Below are 13,393 nucleotides of genomic sequence, written 5' to 3'. Positions count from 1 at the left end.
CGCCGCCCGGCCAGCGGGTCGCTCGGATCGACGCTGTCGCGGAACGGCTTGCGCCGGTCGAGGTTGGTCAGCTGGTAGACGTTGCCCAGCCAGTTGTTGATCACCGCCAGGGCAGTGTCATGCCAGGTGTTGTCCAGCCGATCCAGCAACAGGGCCTCGGGCAGCGCCGGGATCTCGGTACAGTGTTCCAGTGCCGCCTCCACGTGCTCGCGGTGCTCGTCGAGGATCGCGGCGGCCTGCGGCATCAGGTAGTTCTCCGGCAACGGCGGGTAGGCGGCGCGTTCGCCCTGGATATAGCGCACGACCTCGCGCTTGTACTCCTTGAGCAGGCTGATGGAGTCGTACTCCGGGTGACCCTGGAAGAAGACCATGCGAAAGCCGTCCGGCGACGCACCCAGGTGAATGCCGGACTGGTCGCTCTCCACCAGCACACGAAGCCCGTGGCGTTCGAACTGTTCGCGCGAGACATCGTTGTAGCGCGAGTGCGGCACGTCGAAGCGGGTGTTCACGCCGGTGACCAGCGGGTGCCCGCGGTCCACCACGCGGTGCCGGAACACGCCCCACAGCTTTTCGCCCATGTGCCGCCGATGTTCGCCGTAGCGGGCCTGCAGAACGGCGTGGGTCGCCAGACAGGAGCACAGCGTCGAGGTGACGTTCTCCCACGCCCAGTCCACGACGTCGGCCAGCGGCTCCCAGAAGGGTTCCAGCGCCAGATCCGGCTGGGTCACGTTGGCGCCGGTGATGATCAGTGCGTCGAGGCCTTCCTTCTTCAGGTCCTCGAAGTCCTCGTAGTACTGCTTGACGTGATCGCGTCCCTTCGGCCCGCGCTTGAGTTGCGGCAGGGTGAACGGATGGATATAGAACTGCGCGATCTGGTTGCTCTCGCCGATCAGGCGGAAGAACTGGCGCTCGGTGGCCGCGAGTGCCGCGTCGGGCATCATGTTCAAGAGCCCGATGTGCAGCGCGCGGATCTCCTGCTGCTGCGCGAAGTCGCTGGGCAGTACGGTCTCGCCCTCGCTCCTCAGGCGGGCAAAGGTGGGCAGGTCGGAGTAGGCGACGAGTGGCATTACAGGCGCGCCTCCCGTTCCAGGGCCATGCAGACCAGATCGTCGAAGTCGGCCGCGTTGCGTACGCGCGCCAGTTCGGTGGTGCTGATGGTGTAGCCGTGGGTCTCGGCGATCGCCTCGTAGCGCGGCAGGCGCGCGCGGAAAAGGCGCGAGAAGACCCAGCGCACGAAGGCGTCCGGGTCGATCTGGGCGACGTAGTCCAGCCCCTCGTCGCGCATGTATTCGGCCAACTGCTGGTCGAGGAAAGCCTCGCGGTAGTACAGCGGCTTGGGGTCGCTCTCCGCGCGCTCGATCAGCTGGCGCTCGTCTTCGTCGGTCGCCTTGATGTACAGGATCAGGGTGTGCTCGGCGAGGGTCTCGAGCACGCCGGCGCTGTCCAGTTCGCAGACCGAACCGCCGGCATCGTTGACGAAGTGCGGATAGCCGAACAGTGTCTGAGACTTGTGGATGAAGTCCGGCACGTCGAGCATCGCCTGCACCTCGGCCTCGTGGTGCAGGGTCTGGCGGCGCTTGAATTCGGTCAGCGGCAGGCCACCCCGTTCCGGGTTGCCGAGCTTGCCGAGGAAGCTTGCCACCGGGTGCAGGTTGTCCACGGTGATGTTGTTGATGATCTGGATCGAGTCCGAGCGCAACAGGTCGCGCAGGAACGGCACCGCCATGGCCTGGGCCTTGATGTTGTCCAGGATCGGCTCGCTCAGGTAGCGCGTGCCGATGCGGTAGTCGCCGGAGTAGTGGAACCAGTCCTCGCGCCGGAGCATGTTGGACAGGCGCGTCTTGCCGACACCGGACATCCCCAGCAGGGTGACGCGGCGGTGGTCCTGGTTGCGGTATTCGTCGGGTGTCAGGCGCATGGCTCGGGTTCGATTAGCGTCGCAGAATGAACAGGATACCGGCGATTACCGCCAGGCCGCTGATGACGTAGTGGTCGTACTGGAACTGCAGCCCCAGCAGGCCACGCAGGCCGAACAGGATCAGCCAGGCGCCGAGCAGAATGTTTCCAAGAATGCGCATCCCTGCGGAACTCCCTAACGTATCAGCTGGCTCAGTTGGCGGAACTGCGGATCGGCCGCGTCGCGCAGCCATTCGAACAGCACCGATTCGTGGTTGGTGATGATGGCCCCGGCCGCCCGCAGGCGTTCCAGCCCGTTGCGCTTGCGCCCGGCCTCGCGCGAGCAGACGCCGTCCTCGACCACGAACACCGTCACGCCCGCCTCCAGCAGCTCCAGTGCCGTCTGGGTCACGCAGATGTGGGTCTCGGCGCCGGTCAGGATGATCTGGTCGCCCCCGGTGAGGCGGGCACGCAGGGTATCCTCCGCGCAGCAGGAGAAGGCTGTCTTGTCCGTGACCGTTCCGGACCCTTCCAGCGCCTGTTGCAGGGGGGCGGCGACCTCGCCCAGGCCCGTCGGGTACTGGCGCGAGACCTCGATCGGGATGCCGAGCTGGCGCGCGGCCTCGATCAGGCGTGCGGTGTTGCACTCGACCTCGGCGCGGGCGTCTTTTGGCATCGCGGCCAGCAGGCGCTCCTGCAGGTCAATCAGGACCAGACGCGAGCGCTCGCGTTCACAGCGGGCCTGCGGGTTGTGCGCGGCGGGCCCGGCCATTACTCCAGCAAGTCGTCGATGGACTCGAGATCGGCCACGCTCAGGCGGCCGGCGGCGCGCTGCAGGCGCAGCGATTCCCCGAGGAAGCCGTAGCGGGCCTCGGCGTAGTCGCGCTCGGCGCGGAAGACCTCGCGCAGGGCCAGCAGGACGTCCACCTGGGTGCGCGTGCCGACCTCGAAGCCGGCCTCGGCCGCATCGAACGCGGACTGGGTAGAGGCCAGGGCCTGTTCCAGGGCGCGCACGCGCGAGTTGTTGGACATCACCGACAGGTAGGCGCTGCGGGTGTCCTGGGTGGTGCGGCGCTCGACCAGCGACTGGCCTTCCTGTGCGGCCTGGAAGTCCTCGCGTGCCTGGCGGGTCAGGGCGCTGACGCGTCCGCCGGTGTAGAACGGGATCTCCAGCTGCAAGCCGACCTGGGCCTCAGTGCCCTCGAAGAACGCACCCCCGGAGCCGGGCGGGATGTCCAGGCCGTGGTAGCGGTTTTCGTTGACCGAGGCGTTCAGATTGATGCGTGGCAGGCCCTCGGCACGCTGGCGCTGGATCTGTTCGCGGGCGGTCTCGGTGCTCAGGCGCTGCGCGGCCAGCTCCAGGTTGTTCGCGAGCGCGATGTCGACCCAGGCCTGGGGGTCCGCCGGGTCCGGCGGGGTCAGTTCGGCCTCGTCGCTCAGGATATCGAGCTCGTCCCAGTAGGAATTGGTGATCACCGCGAGCTGCTCGCGGGTCAGGTCCAGCTGGTTCTCGGCGGCGATGCGTTCGGCCTCGGCGATGTCGCGCTGCGCCTGGGCCTCGCTGACGTCGGTGCGGGCGACCAGACCGACATCGAAGCGGCGCTCGGTCTGTTCCAGCTGGCGCTCGATCGCCTCGACCTCGGCCTCGCGGAAGGCGAGGGTTTCCTGCGCGACCAGCACGTCGAAGTAGGCCTCGGCGACTCGCAGGATCAGGTCCTGGCGGGCGGCATCCAGTTCGGCCTCGGCACGGGTGATCTCGAGGTCCACCTGTGCCAGTTCGATGTAGTTGCGGCGGTCGTAGATGCTCTGGGATAGATTGACGCCGAAGCTGGTCTGGCGCCCGTCGCGGCTCGGCTGGTTGAGGCCGTCCTGGTAGAACGCGCCGGCCTCGGCCTGCCCGGAGATCTGCGGCAGCAGGGCGGAGCGCGCGATCGGACGGTTCTCCAGCACGCTGCGGTATTCCGCCTCGGCAGAACGCAGTTCAGCATCTTCCGCGGCCGCCCGCTCGTAGACCTCCATCAAGCTGGAGGCAGTGGCAGGGGCCGAGATCACAAGCGCCAGCCCGGCGGCGGCGAGAAGCGACGGCAGACGGTTCATGGACGCGACTCCGGGGGATATTAGGAAACGCCTATCCTATCAGAGCCGCAACGCCGTGCGCGCCCGTTTTCGTCAACAACGCGCGGCCGCGCCTCTCCGGGGCTGGCGCCCCCGCTCCTGCGGGACCGACGCGAGCGCGTACATGGATCGGTGCCCCCCGGGCGTGGGACGCCGGGGGGACTCAGAATTCGAAGGCGGGCCTGGGCTCGAAGCCGACCAGCGGCTTCACGCGGGTCTCGAACAGGCCCTCGTGGCGGCAGTCGTCCTCGGTGGTGCGGGTGATCAGCTGCGCCTCCATGATCGGGCCGTCGCCGGTGATCACGAACAGCCGGCCGCCGAGCGTCAGGTACGGCTCGAGGAAATCCTCGTACTCGGTCATGGCGCCGGTCAGGATGATCGCGTCGTAGCGCGAGCGCGGCGGCGTCCAGTCCCGGGTCACCGTGGCGGTGCGCAGGTGGGCATTGTCGAGGCCGAGGTCCGTCAGCCGGTTGCGCGCGGCCAGGCGCAGCTCGTCGATGCGCTCGATGCTGTCGACCTGGGCGGCCAGGTGGGCCAGGCAGGCGGTCACGTAGCCGGAACCGGTGCCGATCTCCAGTACGGTCTCGGTGGGTTGCGGTGACACGGCCTGCAACAGGCGACCGACCACGACCGGAGGCAGCGTGTTCTCGCCGTGCCCCAGGGGGATCTCGGAATCGGCGTACGCCAGGGCTTGGTAGGGCTCGGGCATGAAGCGCTCGCGCGGCAGCGTTTCCATCACGTCCAGAACACGAGTATCCAGCACGTCCCAGGGGCGGACTTGCTGTTCAACCATGTTGATCCGGGCCTTGGCGTAATCCATCGCGGTTTCCTCAGTACGCTCGACAGCCGCGAAAGAGTACGTTCGCGGGCCGAAACAGGCAAGTAGAAGCCTGCGAGCGGGCTTCTACGCGTCGGGGTCGGGGTGTTTGTCGAGGACTTCGGCAATGGCGCGAATGCGCTCGCGCTGCAGGGCCTCGCCCAGTGCTTTGCCCTTGTAGCCCTCGGTGATCAGGGCCTGGGGTTGCACCGCTCGCGCGGCTGCCACCGCGCGGCGCACCGCGTCGGCCTGCGGGTAGGGCTTGTCCTCCCAGCCGGTGCGCCCGCGGAAGTCCGCCTCCACCGCCAGCAGGAAGGGCTCCACGTTTTCCGGACGTCGGAGGACGTCCAGGCCGTCAACCAGTTTCATCACGGTCTTCGGGCGCAGCTCGAAGACGCGATGCACCAGCCCGTGGTAGCGCGCCACGCGCACCGCCAGGTCGCGGTAGCGGTTGGGTACGCGCAAGCGCTCGGCCAGGGCGCGGATCAGGTCCACCCCGCGTTCCTCGTGCCCGTGGTGGCTGGGCAGGATCGCCGGATCGGTGGTGCCCTTGCCGAGGTCATGCACCAGCGCGGCGAAACGGACCTCGGGCGCCTCGGAAAGCCGGGTCGCCTGGTCCAGCACCATCAGGGTATGCACGCCGGTGTCGATCTCCGGGTGGTAGCGTTCCGGTTGGGGCACGCCGAATAGCCGTTCGATCTCGGGGAACAGGACGGCGAGCGCCCCGGCCGCGCGCAGCACCTCCAGGAAACGCCGCGGGGCCGGGCTCTTCAGGGCCTTCTCGCATTCCGCCCAGACGCGTTCGGGTACCAGCGCGTCGACCTCGCCGGAGGTGACGAGCTCGCGCATCAGCGTCAGCGTGTCGGGCGCGACCTCGAAGCCCCACGGCGCGAGCTGGGCGGCGAACCGCGCCACGCGCAGCAGGCGCACCGGGTCCTCGGCGAAGGCGGGGGCGACATGCCGCAGTCGGCGTGCCTCCAGGTCGGCCCGGCCGTTGTAGGGGTCGATCAGGCGGCCGTCGGCGTCCTCGGCCATCGCGTTGATGGTGAGGTCACGGCGTTCGAGGTCGTCCTCAAGGGTGACCTCGGGCGAGGCGTTGAACTGGAAGCCGTGGTAGCCCCGCGCGGTCTTGCGCTCGGTGCGCGCCAGCGCGTATTCCTCGTGGGTCTCGGGGTGCAGGAAGACGGGAAAGTCGCGCCCGACCGGGCGAAAGCCTGCGGCCTCCATCGCCTCCGGCGTGGCGCCGACAACGACGTAGTCGCGTTCCGTAAACGGGCGTCCCAGCAGGCGGTCGCGAACCGCACCGCCGACGAGATAGGTCTGCATGGCGGCCCCGGGTTCGCGTCCGGGTCAGCCGCGGCCCGATCCGCGGTTGAGGGTCCGCAGTACCTGCATCCGGGCCTCGCGTCCGGCGCCGCCGCCACCCAGGTAGCTGGGGGCGATGGATTCGAGCCGGGTCGGGCAGGGCAGCTGCTGCTCGCCGTCGCAGACCGAGTCGATGGTCAGCGAGGCGAAGTTGTCGCGCGACAATGGCTTGCCGGGCACGAACTCGAGCACGCTGGCCTGCAGCCTGCCGGCCCAGTCGGGCAGGCCGATTACCGGGCGCCGGTGGCCGGAGACACGCCCGACGTAGCGCACCAGCTCGGCCAGGGTGTAGGACTTCGGGCCGCACAGCTCGAAGCCCTGACCCACGGTGTCATGGTCTTCCAGGGCCTCGACGAAGTGCTCGGCCACATCGCCCACGAACACCGGGGCGAAGCGCGCCCGCGCGCGGGCCAGCGGCATCACGGGCGAGAATTTCAGCAGTGAGGCGAAGCGGTTCAGGAAGGAGTCTTCCGGTCCGAAGATCACCGACGGCCGGAACACCGTGACTGCCAGGGATTCGCTGGCGAACACGGCCTGCTCGGCGGCACCCTTGCTGCGCAGGTAGTGGCTGGGGGCGTCGTCCATGTCCGCCTTCAGCGCGCTCATCTGCAGGAAGCGGCGCACGCCCTGCGACTCGGCGGCGGCCAGGGCCTTCTCGGTCAGCTCGGTATGGGCGGCGCGGAAGCCGTCACCGTTGTGACCGCGCTCGTTGAGGATGCCCACCAGGTTGATCACCGCGTCCTGTCCCGCGAACACACCTTCCAGGGTGGCGGGGTCATGGGTGCTGCCCTCAACCAGGTCCACCTCGGGGTTGACCAGGAGATCGCGATGGCGATGCGGGCGCCGAGACAGCACGCGGACCTTCAGTCCGCGGTCAATCAGTCGGCGGATGATGTGGTGGCCGACAAAGCCCGTGCCGCCCAGCAGGCAGACATTGCGAATCGAATCGATCGACATGGGGCAAGGTCCTTCCGAAAGCGAGTGCGGGACGTCTTATACTCGGGTGATCCGCATTGTTCAAACTGGCAAATAGTTGACCTGTGTTTCCCATGGCCTGTTTCCGGGTCACCAATCCGAGGCGCCGACATGACCGAACTGACCGCGATCAACCCTGCGACCGGCGAGACGCTCGCGCGCTACCCCCGCATGGACCAGGACACCCTAGAGGCCGCCCTGGCACGTGCCGCCAGTGCCGCACCGGACTGGGCGGCACGCCCGGTGGCGGAGCGCGCCGCCCGCCTGCGCGACCTGGCCGGGGTGCTGCGCGACGAGCGCGAGACCCTGGCAACCACGGCTACCCGCGAGATGGGCAAGCGGCTGGCCGAGGCGCGCGCCGAGGTCGACAAGTGTGCCAATGCCTGCGAGTACTACGCCGATCATGGCCCGGACTTCCTGCAGGACACCATGATCGCCTCGGATGCGAGCCGGTCGTTCATCGCCTGGCAGCCACTGGGGACCGTGTTGCTGGTGATGCCCTGGAACTTTCCCTACTGGCAGGCGTTTCGCCAGGCGATCCCGGCCACGCTGGCCGGCAACACCGTGCTGCTGAAGCACGCCTCCAACGTCCCCGGATGTGCCGAACATCTGGAGCGGGTGTTCACGGTGGCCGGTTTTCCCGAGGGCGTGTTCCGCAACCTGCCGGTTGGTTCCGAAGCGGTGGAGGGCATCATCTCTGACCGTCGCGTGCAGGGCGTCAGCCTGACCGGCTCCGAAGGTGCCGGGCGTGCGGTGGGGGCTGCGGCCGGCAAGGCCCTGAAGTCCTCGGTGCTGGAACTGGGCGGCTCGGATGCCTTCGTTGTACTGGCGGATGCCGATCTCGACCACACCGTGGAGCAGGCCGTGCGCGGGCGCTTCCAGAACAACGGCGAGACCTGCATCGCCGCCAAGCGCTTTATCGTCGAGGAGGCCGTCGCGGATGCCTTCGTCGAACGCTTCCAGGCGGCCATCGAGGCCCTGGTCATCGGGGATCCGATGGACGAGGGAACGAACATCGGGCCGCTGGCGCGCGACGATCTGCGCGACGAGTTGCACGACCAGGTGACCCGCAGCGTCGCGGCCGGCGCGCGCCTGGTTTCGGGCGGCGAGCCGCGCGACGGGGCGGGGTACTTCTACCCGCCTACGCTGCTGGATGCCGTGGAACCCGGCATGGCGGCCTTCGACGAGGAGACCTTCGGCCCGGTCGCGGCGGTCACCCGGGCGCGTAACCCGGACCACGCCGTCGAGGTGGCCAACCGCTCGCGCTTCGGCCTGGGCGGCAGCGTCTGGACCGCCGATCCGGTGCGCGGCGAGGCCCTGGCCCGGCGTCTGGAATGCGGCTGCGCCTTCGTCAACGGCATCGTCAAGAGCGACCCGCGCCTGCCCTTCGGCGGCGTGAAGGACTCCGGCTACGGCCGCGAACTCTCCGAGCTCGGCATTCGCGAATTCGTCAACGCCAAGACCATCTGGGTAGGGTAATCGGGCATACTCACTCCCGCTTCACCGTACGGGGATCAAGGCCTCTGCCACTTTGGCGCTTTCGGGTTTCGTTGCGGCGGCCGACTCTTCCGGGTTAACCGCGCAGGTGCGGGGAATACTGGACATCGATGTGCCCGTCGCCCGGCCGTAGGATGTGATGAGCGCAGCGAATCGCATCGGGGGCCTCGCACGGGGTTGGGACCGGTGCGTTTCGCCAAACTCAACGCACCCTGCGGCGCTTTTGTGCCGGGCCCGTCGATGTCGTCCGCCGGGCGTCCGGATTTCCGTCTGGCTTGTTTCGTTTATTGCGTTTGAGAAGCGGGCACGTCTATATTCTTCGGGAAACGTACAGGAACCGCCATGAACGTCAGGGAACAGAATAACGGTTTGCCCGATGCCGAAGTGGCTGCGCTCGCGCGCGAGAGCGCGAGCGAGCTGGCCCGTTTGCTTGCGGAGAAGCCCGAAGCCGAGCGGGCACAGGTTCGTATGGATGGGACCGACTTGATCGTACCGCGGCAGGCGGTCTCTCTATTGCGCGATATTCTTGCCCAGATGGCGCAAGGCAATGCAGTGACGATCGTTCCGACGCATGCCGAGCTGAGCACGCAGGAGGCCGCCAGCATCCTGAATGTGTCGCGCCCGTTCGTGATCAAGTTACTGGAACAGGGCGAGATCCCGTTTCGGAAAGCCGGCACACATCGGCGAATCCGGTACGAGGATCTGATGAGGTACAAGGCACGCATGGACAGCGATAGCCGTGAAGCAATGGATGCCCTCGCCGCGCAAGCGCAGAAGCTGGACATGGGCTACTGATGCGTGCGTTTCGTCGTTGTTTACGATGCCTGTGTTTTGTATCCCGCCCCCTTGCGTGATTTCCTGATCCGCCTGGCCCGTACCGGCCTTTTCTCCGCGAAGTGGGCTGACGACATTCAGGAAGAGTAGATCCGTAGCCTGTCGGCTCGGCGTCCGGAGGTTGCGGAATATCTCCAGCGAACCCGAGAGCTGATGGAGCGAGCCGTCCCGGACTGCCTCGTCCATGGCTACGAACCGCTTGTCCATGCGCTCGATCTACCCGATCCGAATGATCGACATGTTCTGGCGGCGGCAATCCGATCGGGGGCGCAGGCGATTGTCACGTTTAACCTGAGGGACTTTCCCGAAAGCGGCCTCGAGTGCTTCGATCTGGCAGCCCTCCACCCAGATGTCTTTGTCGAGCAGCAGCTGGACCTGGGCGAAGGTGCGGTCCTGCGGGCCGCGAAGGAAGCGCGCGTCGCCCTGCGCAACCCGGAGGTCGATCCGGATGGTTATATCGACACGCTGGAAAAACACGGGCTGGTTGTGACCGCCCAGCGCTTGCGCGAGTTTTCGCACTTGATCTGATCCGGACCGAGCGTCTTTGCTACCTTCTTTCGGTGTCCACACCGGGGCTCTGGCCTCACCTGCATGGGTGTACGAATACGTCATGGATCTGTCTGCTGACCTGCTGCTCGCGAGCTTCGATCCGCTGTTCATGGAACGCGGGCTGGACTATTTCCAGCAGGGGCGGGTGAAGGATGTCCGGGTAACAGAAAAAGAGGACGGATTTCTGCTCCTGGGGTCGGTACAGGGCAGCGGCAGCTGCCTGTACACCCAGGATGTCCATGTCCGCCAGTACGGTATGCATGTGGACATCGAAGGGTTCTGTTCCTGCCCGGTTGCGTACCAGTGCAAGCACGTGGCGGCCGTGTGCCTGGCGTGGCGCGACAGGGCCGCCGCGGACCCGCCGCGCGGGACGGGCTTCGAGGCCTGGCTGGAGCAGGTGACCGCGGAGGGCTCCCCCGCCGCTGCGGACAGCACGGAAAATCGGCTCCTGTACGGGCTAACGCGGAGCCCGAGGGGCGACCGCAAGCTTTGCGTGAACTTCGTCGTCTCGCGGCGCCGGCGCGATGGCACCTGGGGACGCGGCCGCGCCGTCAATTTCGCCACGCTGAGCGACCCCTGGCGGCGCGGAGCGTATGTGCAGGGCGATGATGCGGAGATCCTGTCGCTTTTGCAGGCCTCGAGTGCCGGGGCCTTCCTGTACCAGGGCGAGGCGATCCTGGCGGGAGTCGCCGGCGCCATGGCCCTCAAGCTGATGCTGGAGTCCGGGCGCCTCTTTCTGGCCGACGCGGGTGACCGTCCCTTGCAGGCCGGCCCGGAGCGGGATGTCGAACTGACGTGGACCCGGGAGGGCGAGACGTATCGCCTGGGCCTGGCAGACCCCGCGCTGGATGTCTTTCCACAGCTCGAACCACCCGCCTATGTGGACACCCGGCGCGGCGAGGCCGGCCCGGTGCGCTTGCCCGACGGTGTCGATGCCCGGCTGCTCGCCCGCCTGCCGCAGGCCCCGCCGGTGGCGCCGGACGAGGCCGCGCGGATCAGCCGCATGCTGGCACTGCGGGCGCCCGGGCTCCCCACGCCCGAGCCGGTGGAGATCGAAACGCTGGTGGCGGACCCGGTTCCGCGCCTGCACCTGCTGTTCGACCGTCACGACCCCTTTGCGGCGCACCTGGCGCTGGGATTTCGTTATGACGACGTCGTCCTGGACCCGGGCGAAATGTCAGCCGAACCGGTACGGGACACGGGCGAGCGCCTGGTTCGCGTGCAGCGCGATCCCGAGGCGGAGCAGGCGGCGCGCAAGGCCCTGCTCGGCATGGCCACGCGCCCCCTTTCCGACCCGCCGAACCAGTTTCAGCTGGATGTCGATACCGCCGGCGCCGACGCCATGCTGCATCACTGGCTGCAGTTTGTGGAAACCGTCCTTCCCGACCTGGAGGCGCGCGGCTGGGAGATCGTCGCGGACGCGGTCAATGCGCCGACCCTGAGCCGCGCCGAGCAGATCGATGCCGAGGTCGAGTATTCGGATCGTGACTGGTTCGATCTGCGTTTTGACCTGGAAGTCGAGGGCGAGCGCATTCCGCTGCTGCCCCTGGTCGAGCAACTGATCGGCCGGGTGGATGCGGACAACCTGCCGGAGACACTCTATCTGGATGCCGGGGACGGTCACTACATTGCCGTCCCCGGTGCCCAGGTCCAGCCGGTGCTCAAGACCCTGCTGGACTTGTTCGGCCGCGAGCCGGGCGCCGAGAGCCTGCACCTGTCGCGCCTGGATGCCCCGCGTCTGCTGGATTTCGATGCCGCCCGCCTGCGCGGAGCCGAACGCCTGAAAAAGCTGGCTCGCCGCATGCGCGATTTCGAAGGGGTCCGCGCGGTTTCGCCGCCGAGCACCTTCAAGGGGACCCTGCGGCCCTATCAGCAACAAGGGCTCGACTGGTTGCAGTTCCTGCGTGAATACGAGCTGGCTGGCATCCTCGCCGACGACATGGGGCTGGGCAAGACGATCCAGACCCTGGCGCACATGGCGGTGGAGAAGCGCGCCGGACGCATGCGCAACCCGAGCCTGATCATCGCCCCCACCAGCCTGCTGGGGAACTGGCGGCGCGAGGCGGCGCAGTTCACCCCGAAGCTGCGGGTGCTGGTGCTGCAGGGGCCGGACCGGCGTGCATGGTTCGACGCGATCGAGGACCACGACCTCGTGCTGACCACCTACCCGCTGCTCACCCGCGACGACGAGGTACTGCTGAACCGCCGCTGGCACTTCCTGATCCTCGATGAGGCCCAGCAGATCAAGAACCCGCGGGCCCGCTCCGCCCAAGTGGTGCGCACCCTGGAGGCCAACCACCGGCTGTGCATGACCGGCACCCCGATGGAGAACCACCTGGGCGAACTCTGGGCGCAGTTCGACTTCCTGCTGCCGGGCTTTCTGGGCGACCAGAAGACCTTCAACCAGCGCTACCGCAAGCCGATCGAGCAGGAAGGCGACCGCGGCACCCTGGAACGCCTGCGTCAGCGTACCGCACCCTTCATCCTGCGCCGCACCAAGGACCGCGTGGCGCGCGAACTCCCGCCCAAGACCGAACTGCTGCGTACCACCGCGCTCGACGCCCGCCAGGGAGCGCTGTACGAAAGCATCCGCCTGAGCATGGAAAAGAAGGTCCGTGAAGCGGTCGAGCGCCAGGGGCTGGCTCGCAGTCACATCACCATCCTGGACGCCCTGCTCAAGCTGCGGCAGGTCTGCTGCGACCCGCGACTGATCCGCAGCTCGGAGTTCGACACCCACAACATCCGCTCCGCCAAGCTCGAGATGCTCCTGGAACTGGTGCCCGAACTGCTGGAAGAGGGGCGACACATCCTGCTTTTCTCGCAGTTCACCTCGATGCTGACGCTGATCGGCGAGCAACTGGAACAGCGCGGTATTGCCTACACCAAGCTCACCGGCCAGACGCGCAAGCGCGAAGAGGCCATCGAGCGCTTCCGTCAGGGCGAGGTTGATCTCTTCCTGATCAGCCTCAAGGCCGGCGGGGTCGGCCTCAACCTGACCGAAGCCGACACCGTCATCCACTACGACCCGTGGTGGAATCCGGCCGTCGAGACCCAGGCCACCGACCGCGCTCACCGCATCAACCAGGACAAGCCCGTCTTCGTCTACAAACTCGTCACCGAAGGCACGGTGGAAGAAAAGATCCTCGCCCTGCAGGCCCAGAAACAGCAGCTCGCCGACCACGTCCACGGCAAGGACGACCCCGACGCTGCCGACGAACTCCCCATCGACGCCGAAACCCTCCAGCGCCTGCTCTCCGACGAATAACCCGTCCTGGTGGAAGATCGCGATCGACCCCACGCACCTGCGTCGCTTCAATGAGGCCGGAGCAAAAGGCTCCGGATAAC

Annotated in this window: 12 protein-coding genes; 4 read left to right on the top strand and 8 right to left on the bottom strand. The window is 67.4% G+C overall.

Going from position 1 to position 13,393, the window contains the following annotated elements:
• The 8 genes from ACESLR_RS10160 to ACESLR_RS10125 all read right to left on the bottom strand — a co-directional run.
• A partial coding sequence (locus ACESLR_RS10160) for a homoserine O-succinyltransferase MetA (RefSeq protein ID WP_373025093.1) occupies positions 1-1,067 on the bottom strand: 1,067 nt, incomplete at its 3' end.
• Positions 1,067-1,918, bottom strand: coding sequence for an ATPase (locus ACESLR_RS10155; RefSeq protein WP_373067204.1), 852 nt, complete (start codon positions 1,916-1,918; stop codon positions 1,067-1,069). The genes ACESLR_RS10155 and ACESLR_RS10160, both read right to left, overlap by 1 nt.
• Before the next feature lie 13 nt (positions 1,919-1,931).
• A complete protein-coding gene (locus tag ACESLR_RS10150; RefSeq protein ID WP_012983821.1) occupies positions 1,932-2,078 on the bottom strand; it encodes a hypothetical protein in 147 nt (48 codons plus the stop codon).
• A gap of 14 nt (positions 2,079-2,092) precedes the next feature.
• The gene (locus ACESLR_RS10145; protein ID WP_373025091.1) at positions 2,093-2,668 is read right to left on the bottom strand and encodes an isochorismatase family protein; all 576 of its coding nucleotides are present in this window, start codon (positions 2,666-2,668) and stop codon (positions 2,093-2,095) included.
• Positions 2,668-3,993 carry a TolC family outer membrane protein gene (locus tag ACESLR_RS10140; protein WP_373067199.1) on the bottom strand — a complete coding sequence of 442 codons (1,326 nt, stop codon included), beginning with the start codon at positions 3,991-3,993 and terminating at the stop codon, positions 2,668-2,670. Before ACESLR_RS10140 ends, ACESLR_RS10145 begins: the two co-directional genes overlap by 1 nt.
• A gap of 181 nt (positions 3,994-4,174) precedes the next feature.
• Entirely contained in the window at positions 4,175-4,831 is a 657-nt protein-coding gene (locus ACESLR_RS10135; protein ID WP_373025089.1) for a protein-L-isoaspartate O-methyltransferase family protein, read from the bottom strand.
• Positions 4,832-4,915: 84 nt separating this feature from the next.
• Positions 4,916-6,154: a multifunctional CCA addition/repair protein gene (locus tag ACESLR_RS10130; RefSeq protein WP_373025088.1), complete on the bottom strand. Its 1,239-nt coding sequence runs from the start codon at positions 6,152-6,154 to the stop codon at positions 4,916-4,918.
• Positions 6,155-6,178: 24 nt separating this feature from the next.
• The gene (locus ACESLR_RS10125; protein ID WP_373025087.1) at positions 6,179-7,150 is read right to left on the bottom strand and encodes a complex I NDUFA9 subunit family protein; all 972 of its coding nucleotides are present in this window, start codon (positions 7,148-7,150) and stop codon (positions 6,179-6,181) included.
• Positions 7,151-7,279: 129 nt separating this feature from the next.
• Here ACESLR_RS10125 and ACESLR_RS10120 point away from each other — a divergent pair, with 129 nt between their 5' ends.
• The 4 genes from ACESLR_RS10120 to ACESLR_RS10105 all read left to right on the top strand — a co-directional run bounded on the left by ACESLR_RS10120 (position 7,280) and on the right by ACESLR_RS10105 (position 13,313).
• Complete coding sequence (locus tag ACESLR_RS10120) at positions 7,280-8,647, top strand: NAD-dependent succinate-semialdehyde dehydrogenase (protein ID WP_373025086.1); 1,368 nt, start codon at positions 7,280-7,282, stop codon at positions 8,645-8,647.
• 360 nt (positions 8,648-9,007) lie between these two features.
• Positions 9,008-9,460 (top strand): helix-turn-helix domain-containing protein, encoded by a 453-nt coding sequence (locus ACESLR_RS10115; protein WP_373025085.1) that lies wholly within the window; start codon positions 9,008-9,010, stop codon positions 9,458-9,460.
• A 192-nt stretch (positions 9,461-9,652) separates the two neighbouring features.
• On the top strand, positions 9,653-10,027 hold the full coding sequence (locus ACESLR_RS10110; RefSeq protein ID WP_373025084.1) for a hypothetical protein: 375 nt from the start codon (positions 9,653-9,655) through the stop codon (positions 10,025-10,027).
• Between the two features lie 82 nt (positions 10,028-10,109).
• Complete coding sequence (locus ACESLR_RS10105) at positions 10,110-13,313, top strand: SNF2-related protein (protein WP_373067194.1); 3,204 nt, start codon at positions 10,110-10,112, stop codon at positions 13,311-13,313.
• Positions 13,314-13,393: the final 80 nt, after the last annotated feature.

The organism is Thioalkalivibrio sp. (genome assembly GCF_041685615.1).
GTDB lineage: Bacteria > Pseudomonadota > Gammaproteobacteria > Ectothiorhodospirales > Ectothiorhodospiraceae > Thioalkalivibrio.
This window is presented reverse-complemented; position numbering and strand designations above follow the sequence as displayed.